This is a genomic window from Bradyrhizobium algeriense (assembly GCF_003062295.1).
GTDB classification, from domain to species: domain Bacteria; phylum Pseudomonadota; class Alphaproteobacteria; order Rhizobiales; family Xanthobacteraceae; genus Bradyrhizobium; species Bradyrhizobium algeriense.
This window is the reverse complement of the sequence record NZ_PYCN01000016.1, coordinates 1-16,234: the sequence shown is the minus strand read 5'-3', so window position 1 is coordinate 16,234 and position 16,234 is coordinate 1. Positions and strand designations below refer to the sequence as shown.

Genomic DNA, 16,234 nt, shown 5'->3' with positions numbered 1-16,234 from the left:
AAACTGGGTACCGCACTGATCTTCGGGGGCTAGATTTTTGCCGTAATCGCGCGCTTCGGGCCCTATTCGGCGTGAAAAGCAGTGGCGTTTCTGGCCTAGCCGATCATGTCGCGCATTTCGGCTATCACTTCCGCGGCATTGAGCGGCTTGCCGAAAAACCTGCTGCGGGGAGGAAGATCGAGGTGCGGCAGGTTCAATTGCCCCGATACCACGATGATCCTGATCGCCGGCCAGCGCGCATTCACGGCGTGCGCAAGTCCCACGCCGTCCATTTGGCCGGGCATCTGGATATCGGTGCACATCAGCGCGATGTCGGATCGGGATTCCAGGATGGCGACGGCTTCGGCGGCATCCAGCGCCTCGAGTGGCGTGTATCCTGCGTCTTCCACCATGTCGACCGCGCGCATGCGGAGCATCATCTCGTCCTCGACAATGAGAACGACGGCTGGAATGCATGGATGATCAAGTATCGCCATAAGGGAGCTCGCGGGGAACGGCGATCGACTTGGATAGATGTTCATCTGGGACAAGCATCTCGCTGTCCAAATGATCCCCGCCGACTCAACAATGACGCAATAAAGTCGCGGCCAACAGAATAAGCTCGCGGCCAGCGGAATGCGCTCGCCGGATGCGAGCGGATTGCTTGCTCCTGCGTGTCACTCGCTTGGCAGGTCTCACGCCAACGCGCTCATCACAGGTCCGGTGCACCGCGCTTGCGGCCAAGAAGCCGGTGAATCTCCGCGGCATTTCGAAAGGCCATTGCTTTGTGAAGCGCCTCGGTGCGCTCATCCCCCGGCGGCATCTCGCGAGCCTCGTCTAGGGCGGCGACCGCCCCGGCGCTCAGATTGTGAGCCAGCGGCGATTGGGTTTCTTTCTGCCGTGAAACTGCGTGACCCCGAGTCACCATTGGATAACCATCGCAGCGGCGACCAGCAGCACAAGAAAGATCGGCATCAAGACCGGGGGTACCAGCCACTCACGAAGATTGAATGTGGGAAGCTTGGACATATGACCGCCTTTGGGTTTAGGCGGGAGCGCAAAGCTCTCAGTCACCGATAACAGCCAGGGGGCGCGCGATGATATTGACCATATAGTGATCATCTGTCGAATAGCGAGAAGAATCGTAATTTGTTTTCGGCGCAGGACCGGACAAGCCTTGTAATGCGACACTAAGTAGCCACTTCAAAGAGAGCGCCATCGTATTGCTTCAGCATCGCCTTTGCGGCAGCGCGAAGCTTAGCCACGCCAAATCTTGTCAACGACATTGACCAACCGCACGTCGCAACGGTGTGCGCGTCACCGGTCAGGACAGCGCATGGCCATCGAACATGCCGCGATGCAGGTCGTGCAAAGGCCGGCGCCGCGCGTGGTTCGCCAGCGAGAGTTTGATCGGTCCCAACCTCATGATTGAGTTTCCAAATCATAGTCGTTCATATGACCAGACCCGGCGAGCCGTGCGGTTCTGGGGGTACGACAGCGCGATGGAAGCGTCATTCTTCATAGACGAGGGCGCATTGAGGCGAATTCAACCAGATGCTCGCCCCGACGAGTCCGGTTTCCTGAACGCGTTCGATTGCAACCGCGATGTGATATGCGCAGCGGCTGCGAAGGTTTACGTCCGTGGAAGCCGGGGATCTTACGATCTGGTCGCTGCCAATTTTTGAAACGAACACTTTTGATGTGACCAGCCGAGACGACGTGACAGACCGGGCGCAGGTGCTCGTTCGCCGCGAACATTTGAGTTCGCATCCGAAAAAAGCCGCGGATTTCTCCGCGGCTTTTCTCGTGTCAGGCTTTGCCGGCTGCCTCAGTAGGTACCGATTCCGACGCTGACGCCGGGCGCGCGGATGCCGATGCCGCCACGTTCCTCATAGCCGCGGCGCTCGATATAACGCTCGCGACGGGGAGCATATCCGTATGAATCACTGGGCTCACGGATAATGACACGGCGTTCACCACGCTCGCGCCAGCACTGCCCTGCCTCATTGCAAACCATGCGGATGTTTTGAATGTTGCTCTCCGGGACGATTGATACATCGGCGGAAAGCGGTGCGGCAGACGCAGCCGTCACGAGAAGGGCACTTGCACCGGCGGTCAGATAGATCGCGAGATTTTTCATAATGTCTCTTTCCAAAAAGGTAGTTGTGTCTGGAAACCAATAGACCTGCGGTGCAATGGTTCCAGGAGCCGGCACATAATAGTTGCCAATCCAGCGTGATGACGTCTCGTCGATGCTCAACGCTTCGCCCCCACGCTGCGCTGTGCCCACCCTGCAATTCGCGACAATTTCACTTGTCGGGCAAATCAGTCAAAACCTGTCCAGCCATTCGCGTAAAAATATTCCGCTTCCGCCGCAGGCCAAATCAGCGGCATAACTCCGCTTGTCTCACGGCGGATGAGGGGCGTTGGCCATCGTCACGAACGCGCGGTGAGATGCGATGGACGCGAGAGCTGCGACTGACGTGTGTGGCTTGAGCGTACGGCGAAGTCGTGTGGTCCGGACGCCGCGGTGCTGGCGTTAAGTTCGCGAGAGGCACGCCTCTCACGGGCGACGGTGGCAAAAGAGCCGTTCACCGGGGAGAGCACGAAGTAAGCCGTAAAGCCATTGCGCAGGGAAGGCCGGAATGCTCCAGCTGCCCTGTATGCTCGTGTGCAGTTTTGTTTGCGCAAATCGCACGCGAGACCGCGGGTGCAGCAAGCACCCGGTCTTCCCTGCGCCCTCTGTTCTCAGAGAGGGCAAACGAAGATGCAAACCTCGGACGCAATGCGTCGCGAGATCGCGAATGTGCGTCATTTGTAGGATGGGTAGAGCGAAGTGAAACCCATCACCTTCTGTGTCGGCATTGATGGGTATCGCTGCGCTCCACCCATCCTACAAGGAGGTCGCAACGCCCCTAATTCAACACCCGCCTGTTGTCCGGGCTGTCCAGCGAGAACGTCGGCACATCGATCTCGAACCGCTCGCCGCTTTCGCTGACCATCTGGTAGCGCCCGGTCATGAAGCCCGACGCGGTCGGCAGCGGCACGCCGCTCGTGTATTCGAAGCGCTCGCCCGGCGCCAGCACTGGCTGCTCGCCGACCACGCCTTCGCCGCGGACTTCCTGCTTGTGGCCGGTGGCGTCGGTGATGATCCAGTGCCGGGTGCGGAGCTGCACGGTCTCGGCGCCGGTATTGGTGATGACGATGGTGTAGGACCAGAAATATTGGCCGAGATCGACCGACGAGCGCTCGGGGAGGAAGTTCGGCTCGACGGTAACTTCGATCTGGCGGGTGACGGCGCGGTACATGCGGGAAGCTTTCGGAAATCCTGCTCGGTATCATAGCCAAGAATGCCGGGGGAACAATCTCCGGCCCGCCGGGTTTGCCGGTTGTTTGATCGCGGTTTCAACATAGTTCCGTTCTAGAGCGCAACCGCGCGCGGTCCGGCCCCGTATCTGTTTGCGTATCTTGTGTGCAAGTTGCGGGCCGATATTATCTTTCCCGGACAGTGCACGCGTAAAGCTCAATTAGCGGTGCCAGATGTCGTCCATTGCCGATCCAGTTGCCGGAAGGCCTATCAGCGATACCAAGGTCGCGGTGGCTTCCGCGCCGGCGATCACGCTGCCCGTTGCCGGAGAGCGCGAATTGCGGCTCGACCTGTTTCGCGGGTTGGCGCTGTGGCTGATCTTCATCGACCATCTGCCGACCAACATTCTGACCTGGTTCACCATCCGCAATTACGGATTTTCCGACGCCGCCGAAATCTTCATCTTCATCTCCGGCTACACCGCCGCCTTCGTCTACGGCCGCGCGATGCTGCAGGCCGGCTTCGTGGTGGCCACCGCGCGCATCATGCGCCGGGTCTGGCAGATCTACGTCGCCCATGTGTTCCTGTTCGTGATCTTCCTCGCCGAAATTTCCTACGTCGCCACCCGTTTCGAGAACCCGCTCTACAGCGAGGAAATGGGCATCATGGATTTTCTCAAGCAGCCGGATGTCACTATCATCCAGGCGCTGCTGTTGCGCTTCCGTCCCGTCAATATGGACGTGCTGCCGCTCTACATCGTGCTGATGCTGTTTCTGCCCGTTATCCTGTGGCTGATGAAGTGGCGGGCCGACGTCGCGCTCGGCCTGTCGGTGCTGCTGTATGCGCTGACCTGGCAGTTCGACTGGTATCTGACGGCCTATCCGAGCGGCTTCTGGATCTTCAATCCGTTCTGCTGGCAGTTGCTGTTCGTGTTCGGCGCGTGGTGCGCGCTGGGCGGCGCGGCGCGCATGTCCCGCATCCTGTCGTCGCCGGTGACGATGTGGATCTGCATTGTCTATGTCACGTTCGCATTCTTCGTCACCTTGACCTGGCACATCCCGCAGCTCAGCTTCCTGATGCCGAAGCGGCTCGAACAGTGGATGTATCCGATCACCAAGACGGATCTGGACGTGCTGCGGTTTGCCCATTTCCTGGCGCTGGCTGCGCTCACCGTGCGCATCCTGCCCAAGGATTGGTCGGGCCTGAAATCGCGCTGGCTGCGACCATTGATCCTGTGCGGCCAGCATTCGCTTGAGATATTCTGTCTCGGCATCTTTCTCGCCTTCGCAGGGCATTTCGTGCTGGCCGAGGTTTCCGGCGGTGCATTCATGCACGCCCTGGTCAGCCTGACCGGAATCCTCATCATGTGGGGCGTGGCCTGGGTGATTTCGTGGTACAAGCATTCGGCCGACAAAGATGCGTCCAGGACCAAGCGCACGGGCGGCAATGCCGATATGGCTGGAGGGAGCGTATGAGGCCCGGTTCTGGCGCCGTACTAGCCCTGTCCCTGCTCGCTGGCCTTGCGGTTACCGGTTTGGCGCAGGCCGAGGATGTCCCCCAGACCTGCGAGGTGCCGGCCTATCTGCTGAGCACCGAAAGCCTGCTGCCGAAGGTCACCGACGCTGTCAAGAACGGCCGGCCGCTGACCATCCTGGTGGTCGGCAGCCGTTCCTCGACTATCGCCGCATCGGCCGACAGCGCCTATCCCGCGCAATTGCAGGCCGCGCTGAAGGAGAAGCTGCCCTCGATCCCGATCAATCTATCCGTAGAACTACAGCCCGGGAAAACCGCCGAGGAGACGGACACCACCCTTCTTAAGCTGGTGGAAGCAAAAAGGCCTACTTTGGTCATCTGGCAGACCGGAACCGTCGATGCTATGCGATCCGTCGATCCCGACGATTTTCGCGGCGCCGTCGGGGACGGGATTGCTGCGCTGCAAAATGCGGGAGCCGATGTGGTTCTGATCAATCTGCAATACAGCCCGCGCACGGAGACGATGATTTCTGCGCCGCCATACCTAGATAATATGCGCGTGGTGGCGCAGCAGCTTAATGTTCCGCTGTTCGACCGGTTTGCCATCATGCGTCACTGGAATGATGCCGGAGATTTCGACCTGTTCAGTACTTTTCACGGCACCGACATGGCCAAACGAGTTCATGGCTGCCTCGGCCGCGCGCTGTCGAAATTTGTGCTCGATGCGGCTCGCCTCGATCAGGCGCAGCAGAATTAGGGAACTAGCGTTAATGAGTCGTTACTACCCTTTTTGTTTGTCGACATTGCCGACCGTCTTTGCCGCGAGCCTGGCGCTATTGATGCCCGCCTCGGTGCTTCCGCTGCTTGCCCAGACGGCCCCGCAACAGACCGCCCAGCAGGCGGCGCTGTCCGATAACGCCAAAACTGACAACAAGGCTGAAAAAAAGCCTTCGGCTGAAAGCGCCCCGCCGCAGGCCGCGCCCTCGGCCGCCGTCAATCCGGCTGCGCAAAAGGGCATCACCGGCAAGGCGATCGACAAGGTGAAGGAGGTCGCGAAATCGGCCGGCGACATCTTCAGCCGTGTTCCATGCCTGCCGCCGAAGGGCGGCTCCAAATCGATGGGGTCGCTGCCGCGCGTCGCGAGCAAGCTCGTCGCGGGGCAGCCGGTGGTGATCGTCGCGTTCGGATCGTCGTCGACTGCTGGTTTTGGTGCGACCTCGCCGGATTTCAACTATCCCAACCGGCTCGCCGCGCAATTGCGCCGGCAATATCCGACGGCCGATATCTCCGTCATCAATGCCGGCAAGGGCGGCGAGGATGCGCCGGAAATGATGAAGCGGCTGCAGACGGCCGTCATCGATCTGCGTCCGGATCTGGTGATCTGGCAGGTCGGCACCAACGCCGTGCTGCGCAACCTCGATCCGGCGGAGACCGCGAAACTCGTCGAAGAGGGCATTACGCGCATTCAGGCGGTTGGCGCCGACGTCGTGCTGATCGATCCGCAATATTCGCCGCGGGTCAACGAACACGCCGAAAGCGCCGGCAAGATGATGACGCTGCTGAACAAGACCGCCGAGCTTCGCAAGGTCGGCCTGTTTCCGCGCTTCGCTGTCATGAAAGACTGGCACGAAAAGCAGGCGATCCCGATCGAGAACTTCGTGATCGCCGACGGCCTGCACATGAGCGACTGGGGCTACGCTTGCTTCGCCCAACTGCTCGGCGACGACATCATCAAGTCGGTCGGCCAGATCAAGCTCGGCGTCAACGTGCCCGCGGACGTGCGGGCTTATCGGCCGATGTGAGGTGAGATTCGTAGGGTGGGCAAAGGCGCGTTAGCGCCGTGCCCACCATTCTGTCCGCGTATGCGTTGTGAGATGGTGGGCACGCTTCGCTTTGCCCACCCTACCATCGTCCGATCACGCCTTCTCCAGCGCCGCCGCAAAATCCTCGATCAGATCATCGGCATGCTCAAGGCCGGCCGAGAAACGAATGAAACCTTCGCTGATGCCGAGCTCCGTGCGCGCCTCCGGCGTCAGCCGCTGATGCGTCGTGGTCGCGGGATGGGTGACGAGGCTCTTGGCGTCGCCGAGATTGTTGGAGATGCGCGCGATCCGCAGCGCGTTGAGGCAGCGGAACGCGGCCTGCTTGCCGCCCTTGACCTCGAAGCCGACCAGGGTCGAGCCGGCGCGCATCTGCTTCTTCACCAGCTCGGCCTGCGGGTGATCGGCGCGGCCGGGATAGATCAGCCGCGAAATCTTCGGGTGCGACGCGAGCGCGTCGGCGACCTTGCCTGCCGTCTCGGTCTGCGCGCGCACGCGCACGCCAAGCGTCTCCAGGCCCTTGAGCAGGGCCCAGGCGTTGAACGGCGAGAGCGATGGCCCGGTCTGGCGCATGAAGTTGTGGATGTGCTCGGCGATGAAAGCTTCCGACGACAGGATGATGCCGCCCAGGCAGCGGCCCTGGCCGTCGATATGCTTGGTCGCGGAGTAGACCACGACGTCGGCGCCAAGCGAAAGCGGGCTCTGCCAGATCGGCGTGGCGAAGACGTTGTCGACGATCAGCCGTGCGCCGCCACTGTGCGCAATCTCTGCAATCGCCGGGATGTCGAGCACGTCGAGCGTCGGATTGGTCGGGCTCTCCAGGAAGAAGGACTTGGTGTTCGGCCGCAATGCGCGCTGCCACTGGTCGAGATCAAGGCCGTCGACCAGCGTCGTCTCGATGCCGTAGCGCGGCAAGAGGTCCTGCACCACGTAAAGGCACGAGCCGAACAGGGCTTTCGAAGCGACCACGTGGTCGCCGGCCCGGAGCGGTGCGAGGATCGCGGTCGTTACCGCGGCCATGCCGGTCGCGGTCGAGCGCGCGGCTTCCGCGCCCTCGAGCTCGATCATGCGGCGCTCGAACATCTCAATCGTCGGATTGGAATAGCGCGAATAGATAAAGCCGGGCTCCTGGCCCTTGAATCGGGCCTCGCATTGCTCCGCGCTGTCGTAGACGTAGCCTTGGGTGAGGAACAACGCCTCCGACGTCTCGCCGAATTGCGAGCGCAGCGTGCCGCCATGGACAAGGCGGGTTTCGGGACGATAGCGCTTGGTAGAACCAGTCTCAGACATGTGACCTCCGCCGTGACCATCCTTGAAAATGGTCACAAAAAAACCGGCCTGGAAAAATTTCCACAGGCCGGGATCACACGTGTCCCCGGCCTGTTTAGCGATTTATTTAACGTGGCTGCAAGCCGGCCGGCTCAAATCACCACGGGATAAGTCATGCTGATATTACCTCGCGCCCTTCCCGTCAAGGCGGCCATCGGATAACCCCTAAAAGCCCATATTTACGAGGTTTGGATGACATTTGGGCCGTATTGAGGATCGCGCCGTGCCGTTCACGCTTCCGCCCGACGCCAACGGAATTCTGCCCGACCGCATGATCGCGGCGATGGCGGATGCGGGCCTGATCCTGCCGGAATATCCCTTTGTCGAAAGCCAGATCCAGCCCGCGAGCCTCGACCTGCGGCTGGGTAACATCGCCTACCGGGTGCGCGCGAGTTTCCTGCCCGGTCCAGGCGCCACGGTTGCCGAGCGCATCGACGAGTTGAAGCTGCACGAAATCGACCTCTCCGACGGCGCGGTGCTGGAGACCAACTGCGTCTACATCGTGCCGCTGCTGGAGAGCCTCGCGTTGCCGCCGTCGATCGTGGCCGCCGCCAATCCGAAGAGCTCCACCGGGCGGCTCGACGTCTTCACGCGCGTGATCGCCGACGGCACCCGACGGTTCGACATGATCGGCGCGGGCTATCACGGCCCGCTCTATGCCGAGATCAGCCCGAAGACGTTTCCCGTTCTGCTGCGCGAGGGCTCCCGGCTCAGCCAGGTGCGCTTCCGCACCGGCGATGCCATCCTCAATGCCGACGAACTCGACGCGCTGCATGGCGCCGAGCGGCTGGTCGATATCGACGATGCGGATCTGGCCAATGGCGTGGCGCTATCAGTCGATCTCTCCGGCGAAAACACATCAGGCTTCGTCGGCTACCGCGCCAAGCGCCACACTGGCGTGGTCGATATCGACCGCCGTGGCGGCTATGCCGTCGATGAGTTCTGGGAGCCGATCCCGGCCCGCCCCGACGGCAGCCTCATCCTCGATCCCGGCGAGTTCTATATCCTGGCCTCGAAGGAAGCCGTGCAGGTGCCGCCGGATTACGCCGCGGAAATGGTGCCGTTCGATCCCTTGGTCGGCGAATTTCGCGTGCACTACGCGGGATTTTTCGATCCCGGCTTCGGCTATGCCGGCGCCGGCGGGCAGGGCGCGCGCGCCGTGCTCGAAGTGCGCTCGCGCGAGGTGCCGTTCATCCTCGAGCACGGCCAGATCGTCGGCCGCCTGGTCTATGAGAAAATGCTGTCGCGGCCCCACTCCTTGTACGGCCAGCGCATCGGCTCAAACTACCAGGCGCAGGGGTTGAAGCTCTCCAAGCATTTCCGGGTGTGACTCGTCATTGCGGCGACCCGGTGGCTCCTCGCAATGACGGTGGTTGTCATCTACCGCGACGCCGATTTCGCCGCCGGCGTCACGCGCCAGATCGTGTTGCCGACGTCGTCGGCGACCAAAAGCGCGCCCTGCTTGTCGAGTCGCACGCCGACGGGGCGGCCCTGCGCCTCGCCCTGGTCGTTGAGGAAACCGGTCAGCACGTCCTGCGGCGCACCCGAAGGCTTGCCGTCCTTGAACGGAACGAAGATCACCTTGTAGCCGGCGCGAGGCTTGCGATTCCACGAACCGTGCTGGCCGATGAAGGCGCCGTCCTTCATCTCGGGCGGAAACAGATCTCCGGTATTGAACGCGAGCCCAAGCGAAGCCGTGTGTGCGCCGAGCGCATAGTCCGGAGCCATCGCCTTCTGAACGAGATCGGGCCGCCGCGGCTCGACGCGGGTGTCGACCCGATCCCCGAAATAACTGTACGGCCAGCCATAGAACGCGCCTGATTTCACCGAGGTCATGTAATCGGGAACCAGATCGTTGCCGAGTTCGTCGCGCTCGTTGACGACGACCCAGAGCTCGCCGGTTTTCGGATTCCAGGACGGGCCGTTCGGGTTGCGCAGGCCTGAGGCGAATACGCGCCATTGGCCGCTGGCGCGATCGACTTCCAGCACCGCGGCGCGGTCCTTCTCGGCGTCCATGCCGTTCTCGCCAATGTTGCTGTTGGAGCCGACGGTCGCATAGAGCTTCGTGCCATCCGGCCTTGCCGTGAGATCCTTGGTCCAGTGGTGATTGAGCGTGCCCGCAGGCAAGTCCGCCAGCTTGACGCCGGGTGCGCTGATTTTGGTGTCTCCGGTCGAGTAAGGAAATTTCACGATCGCATCGGCATTGGCGACATAGAAATCTTCGCCGACCAGCACCATGCCGAACGGCGAGTTCAGGTTGCTGAGAAATACGCTGCGTGTTTCGGCGACACCATCGCCATCGGCGTCGCGCAACAGCGTGATGCGATTGGCGCTCGGAACTCCTGCGCCCGCCCGGTTCTGCGCCAACCCGTAGATGAAGCCCTTGATGCTCATGCCGCTCTGCTTCGGCGGCGCGTTGCTCTCGGCGACCAGCACGTCGCCATTCGGCAGCACATAGACCGTGCGCGGATGATCGAGCCCGGTCGCGAAGGCGGCGACCGTCATGCCGTTGGCGGCGGTCGGCTTGGCGCCGTCGGGCCAGCGGTTGACGGACGCGATATCGACCGTCGGGATCCACGAATGTTCCGGCGGTGGCAGGTTGGGCGAGGGACCATAGCTCTGCGCCACGGTCGCGGTGTCCTTGGGGTCGTTGCAGGCGGCCAGCGGCAGCGCCAGCGCGCCGACGCATATTGCCTGGAGGAGGTTGTTACGCATAGCGGGTTCCTCGGGAGGTTGATCGTACAATGCGGTCTCCGCCGGAACGTTCGTGTGGTCCAGCATGAATTTCGCGTGAAACGGGCTGCCGGAGATGCCTCGCCTGCAATCGCGCAGGCCCCCATTGCGCCTTTCGCACGCGGAATCATCCCCTGCCATGCTAGGAAAGCCGCGCGCCGCGGCTACCCAAGTCCGCGCGCGGGGAGCAGAAATGTCCGATATCGGCGTTGCCGAAATTCCCGTCGACGAGAAGGAGCGCCCGCTTCCGCCGCCTGAAGCGCCGGTGAAGAACGCGCTGCTTGACGGCCCGATCCTGCGCACGCTGCTGTGGCTGGCCTGGCCGAACGTGATCGCGCTGACCGCAGGCACCTGTGTCGTGATCGCGGAGACCTCCTATATCGGCCGCCTGGGTGTGGAATCGCTGGCCGCGATGGCGCTGGTGTTTCCGATCGTGATCCTGACCATGACCATGTCGGGCGGGGCCATGGGCGGCGGCGTGGCCTCGGCGATCGCGCGTGCGCTCGGCGCCGGCGATATCGACCGCGCCTCGACGCTGGCTGCGCATGCGCTCCTGATCGGGTTCTGCTTCGGCCTGACCTTCATGCTGGGCATGCTGATCTTCGGCCCTGCGCTGCTGGAATTGCTCGGCGGGCGCGGCAATGTGCTGGCGCAGGCGGTGGCCTATACGCAGATCTTCTTCGGCGGCGCGGTGGTGCCGTGGCTGATGAATACGATGTCGGGCATTTTGCGTGGCACCGGCAACATGAAGCTGCCGTCGCTCATGATGCTCTCGTCGGCCATTTGCCAGATCATTCTCGGCGGCACGCTGGGCTTGGGCCTCGGCCCGATCCCGCAATTCGGCATGCGCGGCGTCGCCGCCGGTTCGCTGATCGCCTACATGATCAGCATCTCCGTGATGTCCTGGTATCTGTTCTCGGGCCGCGCGCGCGTCATTCCCAAAATTCGCGGCCTTCGCATTCGCATGCCGATGTTCATCGACATTCTGAAAGTCGGCGCCATCTCCTGCTTCTCGCCGCTGCAATCGGTTTTGACCATCAGCATCTTCACCCACATGCTGGCGAGTTTCGGCACCGAAATCCTCGCCGGCTACGGCATCGGCGCGCGGCTCGAATTCATGCTGACGTCGATTTCATTTGCGGTTGGCATCGCCTCGGTGCCGATGGTCGGCATGGCGATCGGCGCGGAACGTATCGCGCGGGCCCGCAGGATCTGCTGGATCGCGGGGGTCGTCGCATTCGTCTCGCTCGGCGCGGTTGCGAGCGTCATTGCTGTATTCCCCGACATCTGGGTCAATCTCTTCACCGATGATGCGAGCGTGCGCGCCGCCAGCCGGCAGTATTTATCCACGGCGGCGCCTATGTATGCTTTCATCGGCCTTGCCACGACGTGTTATTTTTCATCGCAAGGCGCGGCCAAGATGATCGGCCCGGTGCTGGCGCAGACCGCGCGGCTGTTGTTTATCGGCACCGGCGGCTGGTGGCTGTCCACGCACAATGCGACCGCGCAGGACTTCTTCAAGCTGGCGGCGGCCTCGATGGTGCTGCTCGGCGTGCTGTCGTGCGTCAGCGTGATGCTGACCCGCTGGGGGCCGAAGCAGCGCGCCGTCCCCACCGTGCGGCCGGCGCTGCCGTGATATCCGCTACTAACAAAGACCGTCATTCCGGGATGGTACGTTAGCACCAGACCTCAGGTGTGCAATTGCACACCGGGGAATCTCGAGATCCTCAGGTGCGCAATTGCGCACCATAGTTCGATGCTTCGCATCGCCCGGAATGACGGGGATCTTTACCGCCGCCGGTGACGCCGGCCGCCGCCGACATTGGCCATGCGCATCAGTTGCGGGACCATGCTCATCAGCTCGCCACCGCCGCCGAGGCCGCCGATGTTCATGCCGCCGGTGCTCACGCCGTAACCCTCGGGCACATAGCCGCCGCCGTAACCGCCGCCAAATCCGCCAGGGATTCCACCGCCGCCCATCATGCCGCCGAGCCCGCCGCCGTCGCCTTCCATCATGCGGCTCATCATCGGGCCCATGGTCTGCATCATCATGGCGAAGCGGCGCTTGCCCATTTTCGCCTTCATCATTTCAAGCATCGGCGCCATTTGCGTCATCATGTCCTGGCCGCCAGCGCCTCCGCCGGCGAATTGCGCTTTGGCCGGCGTCGCAGTCAGGGTGAACAGCAAAAGCAGCGTGGCCGCCTGACAGACTACCTTGTCAGCTCCAGTCATGATTCCACTCCTCATGCGCCGGGCCGCCGCGGACGCGGCGCCGTTCGGACGCACGCCCCGAGGCTAGGAGCGCGCAGGGAACCGATCTGTGCGAAAGATCACGCTTTCCTGCGGCGGGCGGTGAACTCGGTGACGACACGCCATGTTGCACTCGCATCCGCCGAGACTTCGCCGCGCCAGAGGAACGAGTTGGCGGTGATGTCTCTAAAACTCCAGCGGGCCAACTGGCCGTCCGGCCGCGTGCCCATCTGCACGATGTCGCGGCCTTCCGCCCGGCCGATCATCTGCAGGAAAGTCCGCGTGACCGGGTCGGTCCATTGAATCCGCCAGGCGTCGATATCAGGATCGTAGACCCGCAGCGTGGTGCCGTACGAATTGAAATTGGCCGCGGCATCGCCGTCGCGTAGTTCGCCTCGTGGCGGCACGATCCAGACATCCTGGATCGCGCGCCCCTCCAGCGCCCAGCCGAAATGCCATTCGCCGGCGCGGCGCCGTTGCGTGCCGTCTTCGGAAAATTGCCTGACATCGAGATCCCAGGAACCGACGAAGCGGCCGTAGAGATCCATCTTGCCGGCGCGGTCGGCCGAGGGGCCATCCGCGCCGAGCGCGTCGAGAAATGCTGATATCATGCGGCGCTGCGTCCCAATGCCTTCTGCATCGCGAGCAGGCCCAGATCCATCTGTGCGTCCATATAGGGTGCGATCTCGTTCGGCAGCACGTCGGCGATCCACACGAAGCGGGTGCGGCCGTCGCTTTCGGCGAACACCTGCGCGGAAGCGCTGTGCTGCTTGATGCGCTCGCTGACGATGGCGTAGACCAGCCGCCGCTTCTTGTCGTCGCAGTCGACCAGGATTTCGCGCGCCACCGTGCCGTTCGAAAACGTGACGATGCGCGCATCGCCGTCGAGCTTGGTGTCGGTCACGAAGCCGGGCACCAGCCGCGTATGCAGCGCGCCGAAATCGCGCAGCGCGTCCCAGACGTCGTCGGGGGAGGCGTCGATGATGATTTCTTTCTGGATGGAGGCCATGGATGTTATTCCTTGTTGTTGGGGTGAGTGTCGTAGGGTGGGCAAAGGCGCGCTTTGCGCCGTGCCCACCATCTCTCCAAGATTCTAGCTTCGGTGGTGGGCACGCTTCGCTTTGCCCACCCTACGGTGCTACGAGCGCATCACGTGCAAACCGCCTCGACATTGTTGCCATCAGGGTCGATCAGGAACGCCGCGTAGTAGGTCGGGCTGTAATCCGCCCGCGGCCCCGCTCCGCCATTGTCGCGGCCGCCGGCTTTCAGGCCTTCGGCATGGAATTGCTTGATCGCCGCATGATCCTTCGCGCGGAACGCGACATGCGCGGCCGAGCCGGCCGATCCCTTGTGCAGATGCAGCCAGAGCGCAGGCGCGCCCTTCGGGCCGAAGCCTGCGCCGGCATCGTCGCGCGAGCACAGCCCAAAGCCGAGCGGAGCGAGCGCCGCCGTATAGAAGCGCACGCTGGCGTCGAGGTTGCCGACGCGTAATCCGATGTGGTCGTACATGAGTTTCTCCAGTTGGAAGCGCTGCGAAGTCGCGCGGCCTGGAGAAAGCCTAGTCAGTGGAGGGCCAGCCGTTCTTGGAAAATATTGCGGTCTCCCCGCGAAGCCTGACGGAATTTTAGCGGCGAGGCGCCAGCGGCGCGGCCAAACGTGCGCACGAAATTGGACAAGTCGGCAAAGCCGACATCATAGGCGATATCGGTGACCGGGCTGTCGTCGTCGGCGAGCCGCCGCGCCGCATGGCGCAGCCGCGAGCGCAGCAGATATTGGTGGGGCGTCACGCCGAGCACATCCGAGAACAGCCGCAGGAAATGGAACGGGCTGATCCCGGCCTGATCGGCGGCGTCTTCCAGAGTGATTGGCCGGTGCGAGTTTGCATCGATCCACAGCGCGGTCTCCACCGCGCGGCGGCGGTCGCGCACCGCATCGGGGCCGGATTTGCGCGGCTTGCCGGAAACCACCTCGACAAAGCGGCTCGCCAGCACCTGGCCGATCTCGTCGAGACCGATGTCGCTGCTGCCATCTGCTGCCGATTGCGCGAGTTCCCCGAGCACCACGAGTTCCGGCAGCGGCGGAACGGCGCCGACCTGCCACGGGGCTCCGCTGTCGCCGATCGCTTCCACCAACTCGGGCGCGAGGAAGAACGACAGGCACTCATCGCCGCAGACGTGCTCGTGGGTGCAGGTATATTCATCGCCGGGATGGCCGATCAAAACCGATCCCGCCACCAGTTCGCTGAACTTGCCGCGGCAATGCAGGCCGAAACTGCCCTTGCGCACATAGGAAATCGAATAACGGCTATGCTGCTCCGCAAATGGCTTGTCGCCGGGCCCCGCGGTGCAGCGAAAGTCGGAAACCGAAATGGATTTGCGTTCGAGAAGCGTGGTCGCCGTCATCCCGCAGATTTAGGGATGCACGCGCGGCGGTGCAACCGGCAGCAGCACGTCGAACAACGTCTTGCTGGCGGTCGGGCTCGCGCCCTCGATCGAGAGCAGCCGCCGCTTGGAGATCGCTCCGCCGTGCGGCGAAATCTTGTCGGCATAGTTACCCGCCTCGAGCACGCGATGGCAGGGCACGATGATCATGAAAGGGTTGCGGCCGATCGCCTGCGCTACCGAATAGACCGCGCCGGATGCGCGCAAGGCCGAGGCTATTTCCGCATAGGTCCGGGTCTCCCCGCGCGGGATCGCGCGCGCATAGGCGTAGACGCGCTGGCTGAAGCCCGGAATGCCGGCCATATCCAGCGCGACCTCGGCGAAATCGCACGCCGCCCCGCGCAGCAGGGCTGTGATGCCTTCGATTGCAGCCTGGACATTCGGGGGAGGGCGATGTTCGCGCGCATCCGGATAGAGCTGAAACAGCCGCCGCCGCGTATCGATCTCGCGCACTTCAGGAAGCTGCACGCCGATAATGCCGGACGGCCCCCACGCGATGCCGCAGCGGCCGATCCCCGTGTCAAAAATAGTGTAGCTGCGCCCCGTCATACACTCACCAAGCCCCGAAGGGATCATAGCACCGGCTTGAGAGGGCGCATCTGGAATTTTGTGGAAGTTAACAGTGACGCGAAACGGGGTACGGAACAGCTTGGCGGATCGCGCGATGTCGGCTAATCATGGTGCGCGACCCGCGGGCGTAGTTCAATGGTAGAACGGCAGCTTCCCAAGCTGCATACGAGGGTTCGATTCCCTTCGCCCGCTCCAATACTCAGCCTGTCCAGCCCGGAGACATAGGTAACGGGTCGTACCTAAGACATGGGTGACAACCTCGTGCCGAACGGGTTGTCGAGGGGTTGCAGGGTTTTCTGCTCCAGGTCGAAGTATCCAAGATCATAGTGCAT

General features: G+C 62.7%; 17 protein-coding genes, 1 tRNA gene and 1 riboswitch. Of the genes, 7 read left to right on the top strand and 11 right to left on the bottom strand.

Features of this window, described 5'->3' with window-relative positions:
• Window positions 1–95 precede the first annotated feature (95 nt).
• Window positions 96–476: a response regulator gene (locus C7G61_RS26075; RefSeq protein WP_108519547.1), complete on the bottom strand. Its 381-nt coding sequence runs from the start codon at window positions 474–476 to the stop codon at window positions 96–98.
• A gap of 927 nt (window positions 477–1,403) precedes the next feature.
• Here C7G61_RS26075 and C7G61_RS26065 point away from each other — a divergent pair.
• Window positions 1,404–1,664 (top strand): DUF1488 family protein, encoded by a 261-nt coding sequence (locus tag C7G61_RS26065; RefSeq protein WP_108519545.1) that lies wholly within the window; start codon window positions 1,404–1,406, stop codon window positions 1,662–1,664.
• Between the two features lie 143 nt (window positions 1,665–1,807).
• On the opposite strand, the gene C7G61_RS26060 is transcribed toward C7G61_RS26065, so the two are convergent.
• Complete coding sequence (locus C7G61_RS26060; RefSeq protein ID WP_108519544.1) at window positions 1,808–2,119, bottom strand: hypothetical protein; 312 nt, start codon at window positions 2,117–2,119, stop codon at window positions 1,808–1,810.
• 775 nt (window positions 2,120–2,894) lie between these two features.
• Window positions 2,895–3,287, bottom strand: coding sequence for a Co2+/Mg2+ efflux protein ApaG (gene apaG / locus C7G61_RS26050; RefSeq protein ID WP_108519542.1), 393 nt, complete (start codon window positions 3,285–3,287; stop codon window positions 2,895–2,897).
• Between the two features lie 232 nt (window positions 3,288–3,519).
• On the opposite strand from apaG, the gene C7G61_RS26045 reads away from it, so the two are divergent.
• Genes C7G61_RS26045 through C7G61_RS26035 form a run of 3 tightly spaced genes read left to right on the top strand, consistent with a single transcriptional unit; the run spans window position 3,520 to window position 6,561 of the window.
• The gene (locus tag C7G61_RS26045) at window positions 3,520–4,761 is read left to right on the top strand and encodes an OpgC domain-containing protein (protein WP_108519541.1); all 1,242 of its coding nucleotides are present in this window, start codon (window positions 3,520–3,522) and stop codon (window positions 4,759–4,761) included.
• On the top strand, window positions 4,758–5,516 hold the full coding sequence (locus tag C7G61_RS26040) for an SGNH/GDSL hydrolase family protein (RefSeq protein WP_108519540.1): 759 nt from the start codon (window positions 4,758–4,760) through the stop codon (window positions 5,514–5,516). Before C7G61_RS26045 ends, C7G61_RS26040 begins: the two co-directional genes overlap by 4 nt.
• A 13-nt stretch (window positions 5,517–5,529) precedes the next feature.
• Window positions 5,530–6,561: an SGNH/GDSL hydrolase family protein gene (locus tag C7G61_RS26035; RefSeq protein WP_244608470.1), complete on the top strand. Its 1,032-nt coding sequence runs from the start codon at window positions 5,530–5,532 to the stop codon at window positions 6,559–6,561.
• 114 nt (window positions 6,562–6,675) lie between these two features.
• On the opposite strand, the gene C7G61_RS26025 is transcribed toward C7G61_RS26035, so the two are convergent.
• The gene (locus C7G61_RS26025; RefSeq protein WP_108519539.1) at window positions 6,676–7,869 is read right to left on the bottom strand and encodes an O-succinylhomoserine sulfhydrylase; all 1,194 of its coding nucleotides are present in this window, start codon (window positions 7,867–7,869) and stop codon (window positions 6,676–6,678) included.
• Window positions 7,870–7,942: 73 nt separating this feature from the next.
• Window positions 7,943–8,022: riboswitch (SAM riboswitch) on the bottom strand.
• Window positions 8,023–8,131: 109 nt separating this feature from the next.
• On the opposite strand from C7G61_RS26025, the gene C7G61_RS26020 reads away from it, so the two are divergent.
• Complete coding sequence (locus C7G61_RS26020) at window positions 8,132–9,238, top strand: 2'-deoxycytidine 5'-triphosphate deaminase (protein WP_108519670.1); 1,107 nt, start codon at window positions 8,132–8,134, stop codon at window positions 9,236–9,238.
• A gap of 50 nt (window positions 9,239–9,288) precedes the next feature.
• On the opposite strand, the gene C7G61_RS26015 is transcribed toward C7G61_RS26020, so the two are convergent.
• Entirely contained in the window at window positions 9,289–10,623 is a 1,335-nt protein-coding gene (locus tag C7G61_RS26015) for a PQQ-dependent sugar dehydrogenase (protein WP_108519538.1), read from the bottom strand.
• A gap of 211 nt (window positions 10,624–10,834) precedes the next feature.
• On the opposite strand from C7G61_RS26015, the gene C7G61_RS26010 reads away from it, so the two are divergent.
• Complete coding sequence (locus tag C7G61_RS26010; protein ID WP_108519537.1) at window positions 10,835–12,277, top strand: MATE family efflux transporter; 1,443 nt, start codon at window positions 10,835–10,837, stop codon at window positions 12,275–12,277.
• Window positions 12,278–12,429: 152 nt separating this feature from the next.
• Here the strand turns inward: C7G61_RS26010 and C7G61_RS26005 are convergent, their stop codons facing one another.
• The 6 genes from C7G61_RS26005 to C7G61_RS25980 form a co-directional block, all read right to left on the bottom strand.
• The gene (locus C7G61_RS26005) at window positions 12,430–12,873 is read right to left on the bottom strand and encodes a hypothetical protein (protein WP_108519536.1); all 444 of its coding nucleotides are present in this window, start codon (window positions 12,871–12,873) and stop codon (window positions 12,430–12,432) included.
• Window positions 12,874–12,971: 98 nt separating this feature from the next.
• Entirely contained in the window at window positions 12,972–13,502 is a 531-nt protein-coding gene (locus tag C7G61_RS26000) for a hypothetical protein (RefSeq protein ID WP_108519535.1), read from the bottom strand.
• Window positions 13,499–13,900: an SRPBCC family protein gene (locus C7G61_RS25995; protein ID WP_108519534.1), complete on the bottom strand. Its 402-nt coding sequence runs from the start codon at window positions 13,898–13,900 to the stop codon at window positions 13,499–13,501. Before C7G61_RS25995 ends, C7G61_RS26000 begins: the two co-directional genes overlap by 4 nt.
• Before the next feature lie 140 nt (window positions 13,901–14,040).
• Complete coding sequence (locus C7G61_RS25990) at window positions 14,041–14,400, bottom strand: VOC family protein (RefSeq protein ID WP_108519533.1); 360 nt, start codon at window positions 14,398–14,400, stop codon at window positions 14,041–14,043.
• Window positions 14,401–14,453: 53 nt separating this feature from the next.
• Window positions 14,454–15,293, bottom strand: a complete 840-nt coding sequence (locus C7G61_RS25985; RefSeq protein ID WP_108519532.1) for a helix-turn-helix transcriptional regulator — start codon at window positions 15,291–15,293, stop codon at window positions 14,454–14,456.
• 9 nt (window positions 15,294–15,302) lie between these two features.
• Window positions 15,303–15,881, bottom strand: a complete 579-nt coding sequence (locus C7G61_RS25980; RefSeq protein WP_108519531.1) for a methylated-DNA--[protein]-cysteine S-methyltransferase — start codon at window positions 15,879–15,881, stop codon at window positions 15,303–15,305.
• A gap of 142 nt (window positions 15,882–16,023) precedes the next feature.
• Here C7G61_RS25980 and C7G61_RS25975 point away from each other — a divergent pair.
• A tRNA-Gly gene (locus C7G61_RS25975) sits at window positions 16,024–16,097 on the top strand.
• The last annotated feature ends 137 nt before the right edge of the window (window positions 16,098–16,234 follow it).